Genomic DNA, 22363 nt, shown 5'->3' with positions numbered 1-22363 from the left:
TACATTGTTATCAGTATTACTAAAGCTAAAATGGTTTTTTAGGGAGCACTGGAAGAGATATAGTATTGCCATTGGAGCTCTTTTAATTGTGAATATAGTTGAAGTGATTCCCCCGAAAGTGTTAGGGGTTACGATAGATAACATAAAAACAGGAACGTTATCGAACGAAGCTATTATACAGTCTATTCTTATTTTAATAGGGGTTACGATCGTTGGATATGGCCTCACTTTTGTATGGCAACATCAATTGTTTGGCGGTGCATTCGTACTTGAGAAAACGATGCGCTCTAAATTTATGGGGCATTTACTTAAGATGACGCCGACTTTTTATCAAAAAAATCGTACTGGTGATTTAATGGCGAGAGCGACAAATGATTTGAAAGCAATCGCTATGACAGCTGGTTTTGGTATATTAACGCTTGTGGATTCTAGTTTATATATGCTTACGATTGTCTTTATGATGGGGTTTACAATTAGTTGGGAGCTTACATTTGCAGCGCTTATTCCGCTTCCAATTATGGCGTATGCGATGAATATATATGGAAAGAAATTGCATGAAAGATTTACAGTTGCACAAGATGCGTTTGGTGATATGAACGATAAAGTGCTTGAATCAATCGCTGGTGTGCGCGTTATTCGTGCATACGTACAAGAGAATGCAGACGAGGAAAGATTTCATCATTTAGGAGATGACGTCTACGAAAAAAATATGAAGGTAGCAAAGATTGATGCATTATTCCAACCAACTGTGAAAATGCTTGTCGGTCTTAGTTATTTAATCGGCTTAGTGTACGGTGCATACCTTGTGTTCCAGTCAAAGGTGACGCTTGGTGAACTCGTTTCTTTTAACGTGTATTTAGGGATGATGATTTGGCCGATGTTTGCAATTGGGGAATTAATTAATGTTATGCAAAGAGGAAATGCTTCGCTTGACCGTGTGAATGAAACGTTAGCGTATGAGCCAGATGTAAAGAATCCGAAACATCCAAAGCTTGTGCAAGAGCCGGATTATATTCAGTTTGATGATGTGTCTTTCTCATATCCTTCATCAACTGAAGAAAATTTAAAAAAGGTTTCTTTCACATTAAAGCAAGGAGAAACGCTAGGGGTTGTCGGAAAAACAGGAAGCGGGAAAACGACGCTTGTACGTCAGCTTCTTCGCCAATATCCGCTTGGAGATGGAGATATTGCAGTTTCTGATGTGACTTTAGATAAAATGACGAATGAAAATGTACTCGGCTGGATTGGTTATGTACCGCAGGAGCATATTTTGTTCTCAAAAACAGCGCGAGAAAATATTTTATTCGGAAATAGGGAAGCGACTGAAGAAGAACTAGAGAAAGCAATTGAAATTGCTGCGTTTAAAAAGGATTTAGAGTTTTTACCAGAAGGGTTAGAAACGCTCGTTGGAGAGAAAGGTGTTTCTTTATCAGGAGGGCAAAAACAAAGGATCTCGATTGCACGAGCTGTTATTCAAAATCCAGAAATTTTAATTTTGGATGATTCTTTATCAGCTGTAGATGCTCGTACGGAAGCAGCGATCATTGAAAATATAAGAACGGAAAGAAGCGGAAAGACGACGATTATTACGACGCATCGTTTATCTGCAGTGCAACATGCGGATTGGATTCTCGTTATGGATGAAGGCGCAGTTATAGAAGAAGGTACGCATGATCAGCTTATCCAAAAGGGAGGCTGGTATGCTGAGCAGTTTGAAAGACAACAAGGTGAAAGTGAAAGTGCGGATAGTGGGGTGAAAATATGAGCGTTTCAAAACGGTTGTTTCAATACGCGATGAAAGTGAAGGGGACGATTTTTGCTGCGATGTTAATGTTATTTATTTTCGTCATCGCAGAGCTTGCTGGTCCTTTCGTCGCTAAAACGATGATTGACGATCATATCGTCGGGATAGAGAAACCTTGGTATGAAACAGAACAGAGTGAAGATGCTGTTTCGTATAATGGGGCTTTTTATAAGCGAAGTGATCGCTTTGAACAAGGCGAGAAAAAAGGAAAAGAAGTACGCGTAATGCAAGTCGGTTTTCAATATTATTTTGTACCGAATAAAGTAAATGCGGAAGGGTCACGGACTGTAAAAGGGGATATGATTACCGTTCAAAATGGTAAGGCGGTGCAAGTGTATAAAGCGAAAGCATTAACGAAAGAAGAAGTGTTTGCATTTTATAAACCAGAAATAAACCGTCTATTATTACTTGGTGGTGGCTATTTCGCTTTATTAGTAGTCGTGTCATTATTTGCATACGGAAAGCAGTTCTTCTTGCAGAAGGCAGCGAACAAAATTATTCAAATTATGAGGGAAGATGTTTTTTCTCATATTCAAACGTTGCCAATTCGGTACTTTGATCATTTACCGGCGGGGAAAATTGTTTCGCGTGTGACGAATGATACAGAGGCCATTCGTGATTTATATGTAACGGTGCTGGCAACATTCGTTTCTAGTATCATCTATATTATCGGGATATTCGCTGCGTTATTTTTATTAGATGTGAAGCTCGCTTCATTATGTTTATTAATTATCCCAATTTTAATTGTTTGGGCGATTCTTTATAGAAAATATGCGTCTGTATACAATCATAAAATGCGCTCTCGCTTATCTGATATTAACGGAACAGTGAATGAATCCATTCAAGGGATGCCAATTATTCAAGCGTTCCGTCAAGAGCGTGAAACGAAAAAAGAATTTGAAGAATTAAATGGCGATTATTTTAAGTATCAAAATAAAATTTTAAATTTAAATGCAGCAACTTCGCATAACTTAGTAGCCGTATTAAGAAATATCGCTTTCACAGGAGTAATTTGGTATTTCGGCGGTGCGTCATTAAGTGCTACAGGTATTATTTCACTTGGGGTACTGTATGCGTTCGTCGATTATTTAACACGATTATTCTCGCCAATTACGAATATGGTGAACCAGCTTGCAAACTTAGAGCAAGCGCGCGTTGCATCAGAACGTGTCTTTGAATTGTTAGAGGAAAAAGGGGAACCGGTAGAAGAAGAACGTATGCCTCGTTTAAAAGGAAATGTAAAATTTGATAATGTATCATTTTCTTATAATGGAAAAGATGAAGTGTTAAAAAATATTTCTTTTGAAGCGAAACAAGGCGAGACAGTGGCACTTGTCGGTCATACTGGATCAGGAAAAAGTTCTATCATGAATGTACTCTTTCAATTTTATGAGTTTGAAAAAGGAAAGCTTACGATTGATGGTCACGATGTAAAAGAGATGCCGAAACAAGCAACCCGTGAACATATGGGAATCGTACTGCAAGACCCGTTTCTTTTTAGCGGGACGGTCGCTTCCAATGTAAGCTTAGAAAATGAAAAAATTTCAAAAGAGCGTATCATAAAAGCATTGCATGATGTTGGTGCTGAAAGATTTGCGAATAATATAAATGAAGAAATTACAGAAAAGGGAAGTACGCTTTCCACTGGAGAACGTCAGCTTATTTCATTTGCTAGGGCGCTTGCTTTTGATCCAGCTATCTTAATTTTAGATGAAGCAACGTCTAGTATTGATACAGAAACAGAGGCGATGATTCAACAAGCACTAGAAGTTGTAAAAAAAGGAAGAACGACATTTATTATCGCTCACCGCCTTTCAACGATTAAAAGCGCAGATCAAATTATTGTGCTCGATAGAGGAACCATTTTAGAAAAAGGCTCTCATGATGAACTCATGAAAAAGCGGGGGCGTTATTACGATATGTATAAAACGCAAATGGAAGGCAATCAGAGTGCTTAATATGCATGGAGGAGAACTTGTGATTTTCACAAGTTCTTTTTTATTGATGAACATGTCGACTCTTTAGCGAATTACGACAGTTAAATAAGAAGTATTGTTTTACCTTTTTCTCCATAAATGCTATATTAAAAAATGTTACTTATTTTTTGTATGTAGCGTTATTTTTCCCTTTTGTTTGATTATGAAGAAAAAGGATAAACTAAATAAGAACATTTTCATTGAAAAATTGTTCAAGATTGCATACAATCAATATAGTTTTTAAATTCCTATCAGAATACTTGGAGGATTACTATCATGAAGAAATTATTTTCAGTGCTTGCAGTAACTACATTAGCGATCGGGATTGTAGCCGGCTGCGGTAAAGAAGAGAAAAAAGATACAGCTAGTCAAGACGCGTTACAAAAGATTAAACAAAGCGGTGAACTTGTAATTGGTACAGAAGGTACATATCCACCATTTACGTTCCACGATTCAAGCAATAAATTAACTGGATTCGATGTTGAATTAGCAGAAGAAGTTGCAAAACGTTTAGGTGTAAAACCTGTATTTAAAGAAACACAATGGGATAGCTTACTTGCTGGCCTAGATGCAAAACGTTTCGATATGGTTGCAAACGAAGTTGGTATTCGTGAAGATCGTCAAAAGAAATACGATTTCTCTAAACCATACATTTCATCTTCAGCGGCATTAGTTATCGCAAAAGATAAAGATAAGCCTGCTACATTTGCTGATGTAAAAGGGTTAAAAGGAGCACAATCTTTAACGAGTAACTATGCAGATATTGCTAAGAAAAACGGTGCAGAAATCGAAGGTGTAGAAGGATTTAGCCAAGCGGCAGAATTATTAGCTTCAGGACGCGTTGATTTTACAATTAATGATAAGTTATCAGTATTAAATTATTTAGAAACGAAAAAAGATGCAAAAATTAAAATTGTAGATACAGAAAAAGAAGCTTCACAAAGTGGATTCTTATTCCGTAAAGGTAGCGATAAGCTTGTACAAGAAGTAGATAAAGCGTTAGAAGATATGAAAAAAGACGGTACGTATGACAAAATAACGAAAAAATGGTTCGGTGAAAATGTATCTAAGTAGTGCATTAGTTTCAGATCGATTGTCTACTTGGATAGATATTATGCAGACTTCCTTCATGCCTATGCTGAAGGAAGCTGTTTTTACAACAATTCCATTAACGCTTATTACATTTATTATCGGTCTTATACTTGCGACGTTAACAGCGCTCGCACGTATTTCAGGTAGTCGTATTTTACAATGGATTGCTCGTATCTATGTATCTATCATTCGCGGAACACCACTTCTTGTACAGTTATTTATTATTTTCTATGGTCTTCCAACTCTTAATATTGAAGTTGAGCCATATACAGCAGCAGTTGTTGGATTTTCATTAAATGTCGGTGCATATGCATCTGAAATTATTCGTGCTTCTATCCTTTCCATTCCGAAAGGGCAGTGGGAAGCAGCTTATACAATTGGGATGACATATCCACAAGCATTAAAACGTGTTATTTTACCACAAGCAACGCGCGTATCAATCCCGCCGCTTTCAAATACATTTATTAGCTTAGTGAAGGATACTTCATTAGCATCGTTAATTTTAGTAACAGAAATGTTCCGAAAAGCGCAGGAAATTGCGGCGATGAACTACGAGTTTTTAATTGTTTATTTTGAAGCAGGTCTTATTTACTGGGTTATTTGTTTCTTATTATCAATCGTACAACAGATGTTAGAAAAGCGTTCAGAACGCTATACATTAAAATAATCCTTTTACAAAAGGAGTTTTTGTTTTTATGATTTCAATTCAGCACTTACAAAAAAGTTTCGGAGATAATACCGTACTAAAGCATATAGATTTAACAGTTGAGAAGGGCGAGGTTGTTGTTATTATTGGGCCGTCTGGATCTGGTAAAACGACATTCTTACGTTGTCTCAATGTATTAGAAACGCCAAACGCTGGTAATATTCGTATCGGTAATAAAGAGCTTAACTTCTCTCAAAAAGTAACGAAGAAAGATATTGTTAATCTTCGTACGCAAACAGGTATGGTATTCCAGCACCATAATTTATTCCCGCATTTAACAGCACTTCAAAATGTAATGGAAGGGCTCGTTACAGTGAAAAAGATGGGGAAAGAAGAAGCGAAGAAAAAAGCAAACTATTTCCTTGAAAAAGTTGGTTTAGCAGATAAAGTGGATTTATATCCGTTCCAATTATCAGGCGGACAACAACAGCGCGTTGGAATTGCGCGCGCACTTGCGATGGAGCCGGAAGTGTTACTATTTGATGAGCCGACGTCAGCGCTTGATCCTGAACTCGTTCAAGAAGTTCTGAAAGTAATGAAAGAACTTGCTAAAGAGGGCATGACGATGGTTATTGTAACGCACGAAATGCGTTTTGCACATCAAATTGCGAACCGTGTTATTTTCATGGATGGTGGTGTCGTTGTCGAACAAGGTACACCAGAAGAAGTATTTACAAATCCAAAAGAAGAACGCACGAAGAAGTTTTTACAAATGTTGCAATAAATTAAGGAAGGTCTCAAGGCATATGCCTTGAGACCTTTTTGCCATATATATTTATTTGTGGAATCCGCCAAGGCTTTGCTCAGCCATTGCAACTAGACGTTTTGTGATTTCTCCACCAACTGAACCGTTAGCGCGAGCCGTAGAATCTGCTCCTAATTGTACACCAAATTCTTGAGCGATTTCGTACTTCATTTGATCGATTGCAGCTGTTGCACCTGGTACTACTAATTGATTTGAAGAATTTTGGTTTGCCATAGGAATATATCCTCCTTAGAGTTATAAAAGTTTTTTTGGTTGGACTAGCTGGAGTTGAACCAGATTATCGCCCCGGTTGGCGCTAATCCATCGGTAATTAAGTTTGTACTCATAGTATGGATGTTACCTAGAAAGATATACAAAATAATAATTTGTAAATTTTGTCAAAAAAACGTATTGATTTCGTAAATTATGAAATAAGAGTAATCGTTGTATTTTTAAGAAAACAGGCCAAACTAAGGGTGATATTAAATATAATTTTTTCATTGTAGCCTGCTACTTGTAGGCTAATTATTAGCTTCTTATTTATGATTTATTGAAATAAAAATGAAATCGGTAGCAACTTCATAGTTCTATTTTTAAGTAGGGATGGAGTGGGCGCTCCTATGTCTGGATAGGTTGCTCTCTTCACTCTAAAAAAGAGAGGCTTATAAACGATAACGTATGGAGGAATCATGATGGGGATTTGCCCGCTTTGTAACGCATTAGAATCACAAACATATTCTTGTCAAAATTGCCAAAGTATACTCCAAGATTATGGGAAGTCTGTAGATTACATAGACGATTATAGTGCCTATATGGATCAAGAATTATTAAGTGCAGTAGATGGTTTAACGCATAATAATTCAAATGAATATTGCAATCATATTTTTTATTGCAGAGTATGTAACGTGGAAACTGAGGTTGTAGTAAAACTTGTGTAAATAGAAAACTTCCACCTTATTATCTAGGTGGAAGTTTTTGTTTTTGTATTTGTGAGTGAATCATAGGAGAAGGGATATGTTCGGTGTTCGATGAAGCCCCTGATTTTATTTGAGACATTTTTTCTTTTGTATCACGTAAAGAATGTTCAGTTAAGTAGACGGCATATTCGTAAAATAACTGGCGCGTTAGTTCACTTTGCTCTTTTAATTTTTTATCTTGGAATACAGTTCGCCCAGGTTTAGAGTTGGCTTCAAAGAGCCACGGATTTTCCTTTGTGTCTAAACCGATATCAAAACCGATTTCTCCAATATTTCCAGTTACTTGTTCATCGAGCACGTAACTTATTTGTAAGGCAGTATGTTTTAATTTATTTTCAATTTGAACTTGTTTCGTTGAATCTGGAAAAAGCTCTTGTAATAATTTTGTATCACCGCCACTATTTACGTGCGTTGTTAAACTGCCTTTGCCGGCGATTTTGGCGACGATTGCACTAACTATCCAATTACCGAAATGGTTTTTATTTGTATGAATGCGGAAATCAACAGGTTGCCCATCGAAGCGAAGTAACGAAATACCTTGCTGTACGATAAACTTTTTTAAATCATGTCCTTTTAATACGTGGTTTAGAAGCGTTTCTAATGATTGATACTTTCTCAGTTTATTTTCTTCATTTTCGCGATAACGACAGTAGTAGCAATTCTCTGTTTGAGAATAAAATATTTGATGAATATTTCTACCAAAGCTCCCGTGTATTGGTTTCATGTACACTGATTTATACGTGCCAAGAAACCATTCTACTTGTTCAAAATGCTGAAATGCTTCTGTATTTGGTAATAAGGGTTTAATTGATTCGTCTTTCGTAAGAAGTTGATGAACTTCCCATTTATTGAAAAAACCTGGGTTAAACCATGGAATGCAGTAGTCTTGTTCTAATTTTCTTTTTGCCCTGACGATTGGTTTATAATTTTCCGCTTGCCGATTCGGTAAGCGATCATAAATGACATTTGGTAAAGGGACTTTTTTCTTTATCCATTGTTTCTCTTGAAAGAAATATCCTTCAATCGTTTCTTCTTCCCAGTGTATATGTTGAACGCCAAAGACGAATACGAACGGTCGTAATGAGAATGGTGGTGTTAACAACTCACTCAGAGCAATTGAACGATTTCCTAAAGGGTTAGAAGAATCATCATTAAAGCCAGTTGTAAAAATGCCGATTAATGGTCCGAAAATAATTGTTTGGTTTTGTGTAAATGCATGAATAGTAGTTGATTGAGGCAGTAAAAGTTTTTCGGCAATATGCTTTCCGATAATAATTTCGCGAGTAAAGGAATAATGAATTTTCACCTCTTCACTTGCAATATGACGTATGCCGAACGAGAGAGATGTAATAGGCGGTGTAATAGAAAAAACGTAAGGTAAAGTAATGCTATTTGGATGGTCATCTGAAATATTTAATGTATATATATGCTCTTTCAAAATAGGTTTACCTCCTTTCATTATGGTGTAAAGCGACTGAATTTAAGTGGTCCGTGAAATATCTTTTCAGCTAATGAATCACTATGACGAATGTATTGTTCGTAAGGAGGAATCGTGTTGACATACATAAGCCAAATTGCGCCTTTTTGATCCATAATTGTGGAAAGTTCTAGTTCGAATAATGAAGAATAAGACTGATCTAGTGTTTGGAATACTTCATTTATAATGTCGTGTAAAGCGTCTTGCAATAGTTGCACACCTGTACTAGATAGTACGTATTTAATTTTTGAAAATGAATGCAATGAATCATCGTCTGTTGCTGAAGGTAAAAGCTGATTAGGAAATGAACTTTTTTGTATAAATTGACCTATAACATTCCAAGTTTGTTCTTTGTTTTTTTGCAAAATAGTTCGAATGTGGAGTGGGTATGTTAATTGATTTGGTGGTTGTAGCATGGTATGCACTATGTAGCGTGATGAACGTATGTTAGATTTACACCAAGATATAAATTCATCTGTCCGCTTGATTGGAAGAGAAGTATGGTATTTTTCATTTACTGTATCGATATGAAACGTTTTATTTTTGTAAGCGACTCGATATAAGTTATCTTTAGAATGTATATTAGTGGGGCGTATAATAATATCTTTAGATTTTAACAACAGTTTGAAAATGTTTTGTATCGTTGCCACTTCAAATTTGGGTATATAAGGAGACAGTTTTTTATTAGTGAGAAATAAATCATGTAGTTCACTTAAGTTAATAAGTGTGTTATTTAAAAAGGTAATGGAAGGACGGTTGTGCAAAGAGTGAATAATTGATTTTGCTTTTTCAAAGTCTGTTTCCTCGTGAAAAGAATAACGATCATATATATAAGAAGGAATAGGGAATGTTTGCTCTTTCCATTTTCCTGTATCTGTATCGTAAATAAGACCAGAAACAAGGTCTGTTTTAGAATCAATACAAAATGGCGTAAACTGGGCAACGACATTATGATAAAGCCGAGCGCGTTTAGCGATTTCGGTGTAATACGTTTGCTCATAATGAAGTTTAGAAGTTAAAAGGCCGAGAACCAACGAAATCACTCCTTTACTACTATTTGCATAATAGGCGAAGCTATATATTGCAAATACGTTTTTATACCATTATACTTTTGTCCGTATGATGATATGCTATAGTTTTGGAGAAGTGAAAGGTTGATTGTAATGAATATATGGTTAAATATGTTAACGACGACAGGACTCGGAGCAATTATTGGGGGATACACGAATCATTTAGCGATAAAAATGTTATTTCGTCCTCATCGTCCTATTTATATCGGAAAGTTTCAAGTTCCATTTACACCAGGGTTAATTCCGAAGCGTCGTGATGAACTTGCTGTTCAATTAGGGAAAATGGTTGTAGAACATTTGTTAACACCAGAAGGAATTGGAAAAAAGCTAACAAATGAAGAGTTTCAAAAAGGTTTAATTCACTGGGCGCAAGTGGAAGTGGATAAAGTAATTACGAATGAACAATCACTGCGACATATGTTAGAAAAATGGAATGTAGCGCATGTAGAAGAAGAAGCGACTCGAAAAATCGAACATGTTATTACAGAAAAAATTCATGCATTTTTAGCAGAGTATTATACATATACATGGGAACAGGCTTTACCTCATTCTGTAAATGAAAAAGTAGAGAATGCGATTCCGAATGTCTCTGCGTTTATTTTAGAGCGAGGAATTAGCTTTTTTGAAAGTGAAGAAGGGAAAGCACGTCTTTCAAAAATGATTGATGATTTCTTTGCTTCTCGCGGAACGCTACTTAACTTAGTCGGAATGTTTTTAGGAAATGTAAGTGTTGTGGATCGTGTGCAGCCAGAAGTTATTAAGTTTTTAGGGCAAGATGCTACAAAGCAGCTTTTAACTGACGTACTGCAAAAAGAGTGGGAAAAGTTAAAAGGAAGAGATGTAAAAGAATTAGAAGCATTTGTAGAGAAAGAAATGATTGTAAGCTCCGTGCTGTCAGCAGTTAAAGTAGAGGAAACAGTGAGTAAGTTTTTAAATCAATCTGTTCAGCAAGTATGTGAACCAGTTCGAGAAACAATTATTGAAAAAGTGGTTCCAAGTGCAGTAGCGAAAGGCTTAAAGTGGGGAACAGAAAATGTAGAGAGTATACTAAATAATCTACACCTTGCGGAAATTGTCCAGCAAGAAGTGTCTACATTCTCAACAGAAAGATTAGAAGACTTAGTTCTGTCTATTACGAAAAACGAATTGAAAATGATTACGTATTTAGGAGCGTTATTAGGCGGAATGATCGGGCTCGTACAAGGATTGTTACTATTGTTTCTTAGATAATAAGGTGAGTACATAGAAATAAAAGTGAAATTTCTTCACATCTCTTGCATAGTTTGATATGGTAAGAAGAGGTGCGTATGTAAATGCACGTAAAAGGCAGTGCGAGTGAAAAGCGCTAGCCTTCTAAAGGAGGAAAAATAAAATGACAAAGAACATTCATGATGTTGCATATGAATTACAAAAAGCAATCGCTGAAAACGAAGACTTCAAAACTTTAAAAGAGAGCTACGCAGCAGTTCAAGCTGACACAGCTTCAAAGAACTTATTCGATGAGTTCCGTACAATGCAACTTAGCCTACAACAGAAAATGATGCAAGGCCAAGAAATCACTGAAGAAGACAACCAACAAGCACAAGAAGTTGTAGCTCGCATTCAACAAGATGCTAAAATTACAAAATTAATGGAAACTGAGCAACGCCTAAACGTTGTAATCGGTGACGTTAACAAAATTATCATGAAGCCACTTGAAGAATTATATAGCGCGCAACAACAAGCGTAATAGTGGAAGACGCCCCTATGGGGGCGTCTTTTTTGTTGTAGAAAAAGGCTTATATTTGGAATAAGGGGAACTGTACGTTTTATATTATATATCCGAATAATTCATGTTCGGTAAAGCGTAATCAATTTTTGATGAAATATGAATAAACTTTCATTAGTATTAACTAAGGTTTTTCTTTAAAATTACATATTAGGACAAGGAGGAAGGTGAACTGTGAGGCGTTGTATCGAGTTATATCACTTTAAATATGAAATATCATTAAAAAAGTTGGTACATGTGATAATGGAAAGTGATTTTTTATCAAAATTCTCAGCTAGTAGGAATTTTACTTATAAATGAATCTGAAATTAGGATAAATAATATTAGTATTACAACTAACAAAGTAGAGATTTATTGAATGAATGATAATGTGAAAGTTATTCTATATCAGAGGATAACTATATTTTTTGTGCTTATAACCGTTAAATGAAATGTGTATGCTTTAATTTATGATGACAAAATGTAGAAAATGGAGTTATTGCTGTAGTTAAAAAGGAGTTTTGTACAAAAGTGATTCGAGTATTTAAGTATGAATATCAATTGATTGTAACGTTACTATCGCTTAGTTTATTTAGTTATTTTGCAATCGAAATTATGTTATATCCTAGGGTAGGGATTGAGATAGAGCATCAAGAAAATCATTTGGTGATTAATAATATTGTGAAAAATAGCTGGGCAGCAGAACAAGATCTAGCAGTCGAGGATATTATTGAAAAAATAGATGGGATTCTCCCTGATGATAACTCTAATATTTCATTATATGGTGCTACTGAAAGGGTAAAGAAAATTACAATCAAGAAAGGGGGAACAATAGAAGAATATAAAGTAGAGTATAATCCGTACGATAAGCAATTGGTTTATCATCTTTTTTTACCAACTGTGTTTTATCTAACGTGTTTTTTTGTGGCTACATATATTTTAATACGTGCTCCATACTTGAATGCAGGAACGAAAGATTTAATCTATTTTCTGCATTGTTTAGGAATGAGTTACATTAGTATTATGGCGGGGTTACGAAAAGATTCAATAGCGTATATTGTAGTTGCTATTTCTTTAACGTACTCAGTTGTCTTTTTTATAAAATTTATGGACATGTTTACGAAAAGCTTGAAGATAAGGTTTATAACAAAAACAAAATTAATCTACATAAATATAATAGCGTTTATTTTAGTTTGTTTAACCATTTTTATTTATTTAAAATATAATGATTTATCGACGAGTTATATTATATTGTTAAGTTCTGTTTTGTTTTTATTAACAGTATATGTATTGTTTAGATTTTATTTTAAAAGTAGAAAAAGTTATTATTTTAAGTTTATAAGAGTTATTATTATGAGCACAATCATATCAGCCATGCCATTTATATTCTTATTTTTAATTCCTAATTTGATAAATTACAAAGAAATAATAAGTGTCGAGACGACAGCGATCTTTTTTTTATTGGTTCCAATTTGCATTTTTTATATGATTATTGAAGGGAAAATATTTGATTATAATTTTGTTATTCATAGAGTTCAATATTATGCTTTACTGTCGATATGTCTAACGGGTTTCATCGTTATACTAGGGATTTTAATTTTCCACAATACTAGCGATAACATATTAGATGTTATTCGATTTGCTGGTATCTTGTTTGTTTCGTTAATGCTTTCTTGCTTTATAAAGGATTATTTGGATTTTAAATTAAGGAAAAAATTATATCATTCTCAGAAAAATTATCAGTTTAGTTTACATAGATTTTTACATCAGGCAAAAAATGAATATAAGTTTTCAAACTTAATTGTTAGCATAAAGAGAGAAATCAATGATGTATTAAGAAGAGAAGAAATATGCTGTATTGAAGTGAGTAAAGGGGATAATTCGCTCCAAATTATTGGGGATGGATATGTTTCTGAAGATGTGCTAAAGCAATTGAATGGATATCAGTTAGAGACATATACTGTTGGTTCCATTATACAATTAGAAGATCATTTTGTGTTTGTTTTGTCCATTTCAGCAAAAACAATGATTATATTGTTATGTAAGTCTAATAATAGGAGAGGTTTGAACATTCAAGAAATTGGATGGTTAGAGACATTGTGTAGTTATGCTGATTTATTATTAGAATGCTCATATCAAGTGGAAGAATTAGTGAATCAGTTGCAAACGATAAATGAACCGAAACAGCCTCCAATTTGGCTTTCAAAGTTACTATTTAATTTGTCTGAAAAAGAGCGGACAAATTTGGCGAGTGATATTCATGATGGTGTATTACAAGACCAAATACGCTTGTCTAGGAAATTAGAGGAATATCATAAAGATATTCCAGATGTCGATATGAAAAAAATAATTAACGAAGTATATGAAGATGTCTTAGATCATATTTATGTCATTCGTGAAACATGTAATAACTTACGTCCTCCATTTCTATATGAATTAGGTTTGAAAAAAGCATTATTAGATTTATTTAAACAAGTAAATCTTAAAGCTACATTTTTCTTCTATTATGAAATTCAAGATAATATTATTCTACCTAATGTAGAATATGAACAAGCAATTTATAGAATTATTCAGGAGTTATTAAATAATGCACTAAAGCATTCAAAAGCTTCTAAAGTTACAATTCGATTATATGAGCAAAATGGATATTTGAATTTAACTTATGATGATAATGGGATAGGAATGGGGATAGATTTAGACGAGTTAAATCATTCTTATAGTAGTTTAGGTTTATCCGGGATTGTAGCTAGAATTCATAGTTTAGGTGGAGAAATGTCAATAGATTCAAAGGTGAATAATGGATTAAAGATTAAAGTTAGTATGAAAATTGATTAATTGATTCAATCTTTAGATGTGGAAGGGATGAAAAAATGATTTCTGTTCTTGTTGTAGATGATCACGTTGCAGTTGGCCTAGGGACTAAAGCATTAATTGAAAGATATGATGATATAGAGGCTGATGTTTTCCATGATAGTGAAGAAATAAGAGAAGTTATGCATAATAAACAGTATGATGTATATTTAATAGATTTACAAATGCCAAAAATAAATGGTTTAGAGCTTTCTAAATATATACTTAGTGTGCAACCAGAAGCAGCTATTCTTATTTTTACAGGATTTGATGTGCTTCCACATTATAATTTATTAATAGATAACGGAGTACTTGGTGTATTAAGTAAAACTTCTTCTGAGAAAGAAGTGGTAAACGCAATCCGCCATGCAGTGAAAAAAGAAGTAGTTCTTTCTCATCAACTTGTAAGACAGTTAAGGATAGTAGAAAATGCATCTAATATAAATGTAGAAGGCGAAATGAAAAATATAATTTCTTTAAATGATGAAGAGAAGATGATTCTAGTTGAAGTTGGTAAAGGAAAAACAAATAGAGAGCTTGCCGAAATATTAAACTTAAGTCAAAGATCGGTAGAATATAAATTGACCGACATATTTCATAAGTTACAAGTTTCATCAAGAATGGAAGCAGTACAAAAGGCGAAAGAACTATGGTTTATTCCAACTATAAATTTTTAATGTAGCTCTTTATTAAATTGCGGTATTCACGCAAGAAAAATGCGTGAATACGAGAGGAATGTTCGGTGATATAAATGGAAGAATATAGTATAGTTACATTAAAGGCAAAATAAACTCGCGAGGACTAACAGCTTAATATATTGCCTTTTATTAGGATGTATAGTCGTATTCAAGTATATACTAATTAATAACAATCAATATAAATATAATTATTTGAAAGACAGTCAATTATTTTAAGACACGGTAAAAAATTGCTGTAATCAGTTATTAGTATTGCATTGTTAAAAGAGTAATTTAGGGTTGAGTTACTCCAATTGATAAAAATCCTATACTTTGTCAATATAGTGATTTTATCGTCCATTATTTGTTGTTATTTTGCGTTTGTTGTTTTTGCTTGGGCCTCCTTTAAGGAGGCCTTTTTTTATAGGAAACGGATGAAGTGCATCCTCAAACATTAAAAACCCCTTTCAAAATAGCCATTTTTTATTGGTTATTTTGAAAGGGGTATACTAATAGCAAGGTACTATAAAATTATTAATAATGTGAATAGGTGGAAGTATTTTTGTACATTTTTAGAAGAGATATAAAAATGTTATTTTAAGATAAACAAAAGGTTGTAAGCGCATTCTTTAAAACTTGTCAAAATAATGTCGAATTCATATTGTTGGAAAAATAATGCATTTGTAATATAATGATAAATGATACTTCACCAGCTTAATTAACTAGGTGAAATTAAAATCTTTATTACACACATTATGAAATAAAGGGTGATTAGTTTTGAGTACAGGTGTAAAAGCAAACGACGTGAAGACAAAAACAAAGGGAGCAGATCTTGTTGTTGATTGTTTAATTAAACAAGGTGTTACACATGTTTTCGGTATTCCAGGAGCAAAGATTGACTCTGTATTTGATGTATTGCAAGAAAGAGGACCAGAGTTAATCGTTTGTCGTCATGAACAAAATGCAGCATTTATGGCAGCTGCTATTGGTAGATTAACAGGGAAACCGGGCGTATGTCTTGTAACTTCAGGACCAGGGACATCAAATTTAGCGACAGGTCTTGTTACTGCGAATGCGGAGAGTGATCCCGTTGTTGCTTTAGCTGGTGCAGTACCGCGTACGGATCGATTAAAACGTACGCATCAATCTATGGATAATGCTGCACTATTCGAACCAATCACAAAATATAGCGTAGAAGTAGAGCATCCTGATAATGTGCCAGAAGCATTATCAAATGCATTCCGAAGTGCGACTTCTACAAATCCAGGAGCAACTTTAGTAAGTTTGCCGCAAGACGTTATGACTGCGGAAACGACTGTAGAGTCTATCGGTGCGCTTTCTAAGCCACAGCTTGGAATCGCTCCCACACATGATATTACATACGTAGTAGAAAAAATAAAAGCAGCGAAATTACCAGTTATTTTACTCGGTATGAGAGCAAGTACAAATGAAGTGACGAAAGCTGTTCGTAAATTAATTGCGGATACAGAGCTTCCTGTCGTTGAAACATATCAAGCAGCTGGTGCGATTTCACGTGAGTTAGAAGATCATTTCTTCGGCCGCGTTGGATTATTCCGTAACCAACCAGGTGATATTTTACTAGAAGAAGCAGACCTTGTTATTTCTATCGGTTATGATCCAATCGAGTATGATCCAAAGTTCTGGAATAAACTTGGCGACAGAACGATTATTCATCTTGACGACCATCAAGCAGATATCGACCATGATTACCAGCCAGAGCGTGAATTAATTGGTGATATTGCTTTAACGGTAAATAGCATCGCGGAGAAATTACCGAAACTTGTATTAAGTACGAAATCAGAAGCGGTATTAGAACGATTACGCGCAAAATTATCAGAACAAGCAGAAGTTCCAAATCGTCCTTCAGAAGGTGTTACGCATCCACTTCAAGTGATTCGTACACTTCGTTCTTTAATTAGTGACGATACAACCGTTACATGTGACATCGGTTCCCATTCTATTTGGATGGCGAGATGTTTCCGTTCTTATGAACCACGTAGATTATTATTTAGTAACGGTATGCAAACGCTAGGTGTTGCACTTCCTTGGGCAATCGCAGCTACTTTAGTAGAACCAGGTAAAAAAGTAGTTTCCGTATCAGGTGACGGTGGTTTCTTATTTTCTGCGATGGAGTTAGAAACGGCGGTACGTTTAAATTCTCCAATCGTCCATCTTGTTTGGAGAGACGGCACATATGATATGGTTGCATTCCAACAAATGATGAAATACGGCAGAACATCAGCTACAGAGTTTGGCGATGTTGATCTTGTGAAATATGCGGAAAGTTTCGGGGCGTTAGGTCTTCGTGTTAACACGCCTGATGAATTAGAAGGTGTGTTAAAATCCGCGCTAGCAGCAGATGGTCCTGTCATTATTGATATTCCAATTGACTATCGTGACAACATTAAATTAAGCGAAAAATTATTACCAAACCAATTAAACTAATGGAGGCAGATTTGAGATGACTGTTGCGCAATTAATTGATATTGATGCGAAAAAAACGAAAACGAGTAATGAAGTATATCAAACATCTACAATGCTTGCGCTATTAGATGGTATATATGATGGTGTAATTAGCTTTGAAGATTTGAAAAAACATGGTGATTTCGGCATCGGCACATTTGATCAATTAGATGGTGAAATGATTGCATTTGATAATGAATTTTATCATTTACGTTCAGACGGTTCAGCGGAAAAAGTAGAGCCAGAAGAAACAACGCCATTTGCGACTGTAACGTTTTTTGAAAAAGAAATGAGTTATACGGTAGAGCGTCCGATGAATCGTGAAGAAGTTGAAGCGTTATTACATGAATTAATGCCAAGTAAAAACTTGTTTTACGGTATTCGAATGGACGGTACGTTTCGTGAAGTAAGGACGAGAACTGTTCCAAGACAAGAAAAACCGTATACACCGCTCGTTGAAGTGACGAAATCACAACCAATCTTTTCATTTGAAAATACAGAAGGTACGCTTGCTGGATTTTGGACACCAGATTATGCGCAAGGTATTGGGGTAGCTGGATTCCACTTACATTACATTGATGATGAAAGAAGCGGGGGCGGACATGTTTTCGACTATGTTATAGAAAACTGTACCATCCAAATTTGTCAAAAAGCTCATATGCATTTAGCACTTCCAGAAACAGCTGATTTTATGGCGGCTGCATTATCAAGAGAAAATTTAGAGGATAATATTGCAACTGCGGAAGGTGCAGAGTAAGAGGGAAAGACTGTTCCATTTTGGAACAGTCTTCTTTTATTCGTAATGTTATTATTTGTCGATAAATCTATATTTCTTGTCGAACCGTTGATATATTGTAAGTTACGATAGATATATTTGAAAAATCGTTGATATATTGTAAGTTACGATAGATATATTCGAAAAATCGTTGATATATTGTAAGTTACGATAGATATATTTGAAAAATTGTTGATATCGCTTATTTTTTTGAAACAAACGGATGTCCCTCATAATAAAAACGCCACGGATAGTGTACAGCTTCTTCTGCATAGTCGATATTAATACGAGGTCCTGCTGTTATTTTATATTGTGATGATATGTGTTCTTCTTTTGGAACTAATTCAATATGTAACGTATCACTTTGTAACGATACACCGCGTTCTTTTAAAGTGATGCCAAGTGCACGGCATAGTTTGCCAGGACCGTTCGTTAAATTTTTGTACTGCGCTTTTGTAATTTCGGTCTTATTGTAGCGCGCTAGTTTTATTTCTTCTATTCCATCTACCGGTTCAAGAGCTCGAATGAGAACACCTTGTGGGGTGCCCACTGGCGCTGTAATAACGTTAAAGCAATGATACATACCGTAAATTAAATATACGTAAGCATGCCCTGGTGCACCAAACATAACTTCTGTGCGATCTGTCCGTCTGCCTCCATAACTATGTGCGGCCTTATCATCTGGGCCTTTATATGCTTCTACTTCTACAATGATTCCGCTTCGCTTTATTCCGTCTACAATATGAACAAGTTTTTGCCCGAGTAATTTTTTTGCGACTTCTAACGTATCGCCTTCATAAAAAGAAGGAGGTGCCTGCATTGTACTATCTCCTTTGCTAAGTGTATATGTATATAGTAAACCAAATTTTCAGTAGTAATTCTAACTCGTTCTATTTGCTACATTTATTTCATAAATTATGGATAGAGTACAACAGCGAAGAGGGGGAGTGCGACATGATTTATCGCTTACTAGCTCTTAATATAGATGGGACATTACTATACAACAATGGAAAAATTGCAAAAGGATTAAGAGAAACAATTGAATTTGTGAAAAGAAAAGATGTATACGTTACGTTATTTACGAGTCGTAATTTTCAATCCGCTCATAAAGTAGCAAAGGCGTTAAAATTAGATTCTATATTAGTGACACATGGTGGTGCTTTCGTTTCAGCAACGTTAGATAAGCCGTACGTTCAAAGAAGATTGTCTGAAGAGAAGACTTTTAACATTGTGCAAGTGTTAGAGCACTTTGATTGTAACGTACGTATTTCTCATGAACGGTTTTCGATAGGAAATCGTGAGAGAAATACACCAAACTTAATTGCGCGCACTGTATTATCAAGCGCAGATCCGTTATTTTATCCAGTTCAATTTGTAGATTCGTTAGGTGACGCGCTTCGTGACCATCCGGTAGCGGCGCCAAAAATTGATGTTCTTTTCCAAACTAAAGGTGAAAAAGAACGCGGGCTAAATACATTAAGAAAAGCGTTCCAAGATGTAGAGTATGTTGAATGTGATTCAAAACGAATAGAAATTTTACCGCAAAATGTATCAAAGTTACGCGGGTTACAATTGCTTGGAGAGCATTTAAATATTTCGCTAAATGAAATGGTTGCGATTGGAGATAGTATGGAAGATTTAGAGGTTATTGAAAACGTGGGACTTGGGGTAGCGATGGGGAACTCGCCTGTAGAATTAAAGCAAGCAGCCGATTGGATTACACGTTCAAATAGTGAAAACGGTGTAGAGTACATGATTAAAGAGCATTTCCGTAAGCAGTTCCCGCTTCCGTTTTTGAAGAATCATAAAAATACACCGAAACGATAAAAGAAAAACGTAGCTTTTTGGCTACGTTTTTTGTTGAGCTTATTAAAATGAATGAAAACGTTTTAAAATGTGAATTGTGTATGAAATCTATACAATTCACTTGAATCCTTTAGAAAACTAATGTAAAGTGAAGGATGTTGTCAAAATAGTTACACCACATGAAATATTCTTCAGATTAATTTTATTGGGCTCCCATACGTAAAAGTATTTCCGCATGACAGTTTAGTTCACGTATTATTTCAAAAATGAATTGTAGTAATTTTATTAAGTAGTTGTAGCGTTCCTTTGTTGTATTTAAATGGATTATTTTAAGTTAATGTGAGTAAGACCTGGTACATATGAAATGTACTTCTTTTTGTGATTTTAGGAAGTTTAAAAGGGGGAATGAATTTCTTGAGGAAATCATTTAATCAAAAAATTAAAAAGTTAAGTAGTAGTTTAATAGTTGTATTACTAATATGTATGAATTTTTTAATCCATTTACCATTTAAAGCAGAGGCAGCTACAACAGAGTTAAAAGGTTTAGGTGATGTATCTTATTACAACGCCATCATTTTTGGGGATCATAGTGCAACGAGTGCTGATATTGAAGGTGCGATGGCTGTTCAGAAAAATATGAACGCATCAAGTTATACAGTCGTAGCGGCTGCAACTGGAGCAAATAACTTAGCTGGAGCAACTTGGATAGATGAAGGATATCCATCATTATTACTAGGCGGTCAATTTACGAAAGCGGGAGCAGGACAGGTAATTATTCAAGATGGAACAGTGGCGATGACAAAAGACGGTGACCCAGATGGCGCGATGAAAACATCATATGACCGTATCTCTTATAAAGAGCAAGCGGAGATTGATGCTAAGTTTAAAGAATTTAGAAAAGACGTTGATGGTGTAATTGGGGATGCAAGTAAACTACACACTGATAAGCCAAAACCTAATATGAGCTTTGGAATCGGTGAAGATGTAAACAACCCTAATATTTATGTCTCTTCAGGCCAGACGGGAAAGAAAGCATTCGATGTAAAAGACGTTTTTCTTCCGAATGTAGAGAATAAAGACTTTATTGTTATTTATTCAGATGCAGAAGAAGTGAGTTTTGGTGGCGGTGCAATTTTGTATGATACAAGAAATACTGGGATGGCGACGGATTTAATTAATACATCTCAAGCATACGACCCTAATTCATCTTTTACTGAGTTAGCTAGTAAGGTAATTTGGGTATTTCCTAATGCTACAAAGATAACAACTAAAGGTTATGGTGTAGTAGGTAGTGTGTTTGCACCTAATGCAGTTGTAGAAACAAAAGGTGGTTCTATTAATGGACAAGCCTATGTTGGAGGATTACACCAAAGAGATGGTTTTGAGGTTCATAACTTTAAATTTAACTGGCCAAAATGGAATAAACCAGCAGCTGAAAAAGGACATTTACAAATTAAAAAAGTTGATGAAAACGATGGAAATATTGTTTTAAAAGACGCAAAATTTGATGTTATAGACAAAGATAATAACGTTGTGGCTACTGTTACAACAAACGAAAAGGGTATTGCGGAAGTTAAAGATTTACCACTTGGTGACTATTTTGTAAAAGAAATAAATGCACCAGAAGGATATATAAAAGTTGATACACCAGTCAAAGTAACAATTGATAATACAAACGTAATTGAACTTGTTATGAAGAATACGAAAAAAGTAGAGAATGGCCAATTTAAATTATTGAAAAAAGATAGTGAATCCGGTCAACTTCTGCCAGGTGCAAAATTTGATGTTATCGATAAAGATGGGAAAGTTGTGGAAACAATTGTTACAGATGATAAAGGTGAAGCCTTATCGAAACGACTTCCAGTTGGAAGCTATACATTAAAAGAAGTAGAAGCACCGAAAGGGTATGAATTATCATCTAGTTCAGTTTCTGTTGATGTAGAGGCTAATAAAGTATTGACTGTAGATGTGGTGAATAAAAAGATTCCCGAAAAAGTAACAGGTCAATTTGAAATTGTGAAAGTAGATGCGGAAGATAAAACGAAGGTATTATCAGATGCAGAATTCGAAGTGTATAAAGAGGGTAAAAAAGTAGATACGTTACGAACAGATAAAACTGGTAAAGTAGTTTCTCAGAAATTAGAACCAGGAAAGTACACATTAAAAGAAACGAAAGC

General features: G+C 34.9%; 18 protein-coding genes. 14 read left to right on the top strand and 4 right to left on the bottom strand.

Annotated features, from left to right (window positions below):
* Positions 1-4: 4 nt before the first annotated feature.
* The 5 genes from BLT20_RS03595 (at position 5) to BLT20_RS03570 (ending at position 6302) form a co-directional block, all read left to right on the top strand.
* A complete protein-coding gene (locus BLT20_RS03595; RefSeq protein WP_000953783.1) occupies positions 5-1765 on the top strand; it encodes an ABC transporter ATP-binding protein in 1761 nt (586 codons plus the stop codon).
* On the top strand, positions 1762-3762 hold the full coding sequence (locus BLT20_RS03590) for an ABC transporter ATP-binding protein (RefSeq protein WP_000116641.1): 2001 nt from the start codon (positions 1762-1764) through the stop codon (positions 3760-3762). Before BLT20_RS03595 ends, BLT20_RS03590 begins: the two co-directional genes overlap by 4 nt.
* A 294-nt stretch (positions 3763-4056) precedes the next feature.
* The gene (locus BLT20_RS03580; protein ID WP_000732840.1) at positions 4057-4854 is read left to right on the top strand and encodes an amino acid ABC transporter substrate-binding protein; all 798 of its coding nucleotides are present in this window, start codon (positions 4057-4059) and stop codon (positions 4852-4854) included.
* Positions 4841-5539, top strand: coding sequence for an amino acid ABC transporter permease (locus BLT20_RS03575; protein WP_000281501.1), 699 nt, complete (start codon positions 4841-4843; stop codon positions 5537-5539). Before BLT20_RS03580 ends, BLT20_RS03575 begins: the two co-directional genes overlap by 14 nt.
* Positions 5540-5567: 28 nt before the next feature.
* On the top strand, positions 5568-6302 hold the full coding sequence (locus tag BLT20_RS03570; RefSeq protein ID WP_000623610.1) for an amino acid ABC transporter ATP-binding protein: 735 nt from the start codon (positions 5568-5570) through the stop codon (positions 6300-6302).
* A 51-nt stretch (positions 6303-6353) separates the two neighbouring features.
* Here BLT20_RS03570 and sasP read toward each other — a convergent pair whose 3' ends face one another.
* The gene (sasP, locus tag BLT20_RS03565; protein WP_000013338.1) at positions 6354-6557 is read right to left on the bottom strand and encodes a small acid-soluble spore protein, SasP family; all 204 of its coding nucleotides are present in this window, start codon (positions 6555-6557) and stop codon (positions 6354-6356) included.
* Between the two features lie 458 nt (positions 6558-7015).
* Here sasP and BLT20_RS03560 point away from each other — a divergent pair, with 458 nt between their 5' ends.
* Positions 7016-7261, top strand: a complete 246-nt coding sequence (locus BLT20_RS03560; protein ID WP_000510476.1) for a hypothetical protein — start codon at positions 7016-7018, stop codon at positions 7259-7261.
* Positions 7262-7280: 19 nt separating this feature from the next.
* Here BLT20_RS03560 and BLT20_RS03555 read toward each other — a convergent pair whose 3' ends face one another.
* Positions 7281-8738 carry a YheC/YheD family endospore coat-associated protein gene (locus tag BLT20_RS03555; protein WP_073339908.1) on the bottom strand — a complete coding sequence of 486 codons (1458 nt, stop codon included), beginning with the start codon at positions 8736-8738 and terminating at the stop codon, positions 7281-7283.
* A 20-nt stretch (positions 8739-8758) separates the two neighbouring features.
* A complete protein-coding gene (locus BLT20_RS03550; protein ID WP_000242820.1) occupies positions 8759-9811 on the bottom strand; it encodes a YheC/YheD family endospore coat-associated protein in 1053 nt (350 codons plus the stop codon).
* Between the two features lie 129 nt (positions 9812-9940).
* On the opposite strand from BLT20_RS03550, the gene BLT20_RS03545 reads away from it, so the two are divergent.
* The 6 genes from BLT20_RS03545 (at position 9941) to alsD (ending at position 18362) form a co-directional block, all read left to right on the top strand.
* A complete protein-coding gene (locus tag BLT20_RS03545; protein WP_002195186.1) occupies positions 9941-11077 on the top strand; it encodes a DUF445 domain-containing protein in 1137 nt (378 codons plus the stop codon).
* 142 nt (positions 11078-11219) lie between these two features.
* The gene (locus BLT20_RS03540; RefSeq protein ID WP_000164614.1) at positions 11220-11576 is read left to right on the top strand and encodes a YlbF/YmcA family competence regulator; all 357 of its coding nucleotides are present in this window, start codon (positions 11220-11222) and stop codon (positions 11574-11576) included.
* 549 nt (positions 11577-12125) lie between these two features.
* Positions 12126-14429 carry an ATP-binding protein gene (locus BLT20_RS03535; protein ID WP_000621687.1) on the top strand — a complete coding sequence of 768 codons (2304 nt, stop codon included), beginning with the start codon at positions 12126-12128 and terminating at the stop codon, positions 14427-14429.
* Positions 14430-14464: 35 nt separating this feature from the next.
* Positions 14465-15121 carry a response regulator transcription factor gene (locus tag BLT20_RS03530; protein ID WP_000626499.1) on the top strand — a complete coding sequence of 219 codons (657 nt, stop codon included), beginning with the start codon at positions 14465-14467 and terminating at the stop codon, positions 15119-15121.
* A 777-nt stretch (positions 15122-15898) separates the two neighbouring features.
* Positions 15899-17587, top strand: coding sequence for an acetolactate synthase AlsS (gene alsS, locus BLT20_RS03525; RefSeq protein WP_000103520.1), 1689 nt, complete (start codon positions 15899-15901; stop codon positions 17585-17587).
* Positions 17588-17603: 16 nt separating this feature from the next.
* Positions 17604-18362 (top strand): alpha-acetolactate decarboxylase, encoded by a 759-nt coding sequence (gene alsD, locus BLT20_RS03520; RefSeq protein WP_000215022.1) that lies wholly within the window; start codon positions 17604-17606, stop codon positions 18360-18362.
* A 220-nt stretch (positions 18363-18582) separates the two neighbouring features.
* On the opposite strand, the gene BLT20_RS03510 is transcribed toward alsD, so the two are convergent.
* Positions 18583-19200 (bottom strand): DNA-3-methyladenine glycosylase, encoded by a 618-nt coding sequence (locus tag BLT20_RS03510; protein ID WP_001148797.1) that lies wholly within the window; start codon positions 19198-19200, stop codon positions 18583-18585.
* 134 nt (positions 19201-19334) lie between these two features.
* On the opposite strand from BLT20_RS03510, the gene BLT20_RS03505 reads away from it, so the two are divergent.
* Both BLT20_RS03505 and BLT20_RS03500 read left to right on the top strand, forming a co-directional pair.
* On the top strand, positions 19335-20207 hold the full coding sequence (locus tag BLT20_RS03505; RefSeq protein ID WP_000640431.1) for a Cof-type HAD-IIB family hydrolase: 873 nt from the start codon (positions 19335-19337) through the stop codon (positions 20205-20207).
* A gap of 393 nt (positions 20208-20600) precedes the next feature.
* Positions 20601-22363, top strand: a 1763-nt coding sequence (locus BLT20_RS03500) for an MSCRAMM family protein (protein WP_016125546.1), incomplete at its 3' end; no start/stop codon positions are given.

Origin of the sequence: Bacillus sp. cl96, from assembly GCF_900100505.1 — a bacterium.
In the GTDB taxonomy this organism is placed as follows: Bacteria; Bacillota; Bacilli; order Bacillales; family Bacillaceae_G; genus Bacillus_A; species Bacillus_A cereus.
This window is presented reverse-complemented; position numbering and strand designations above follow the sequence as displayed.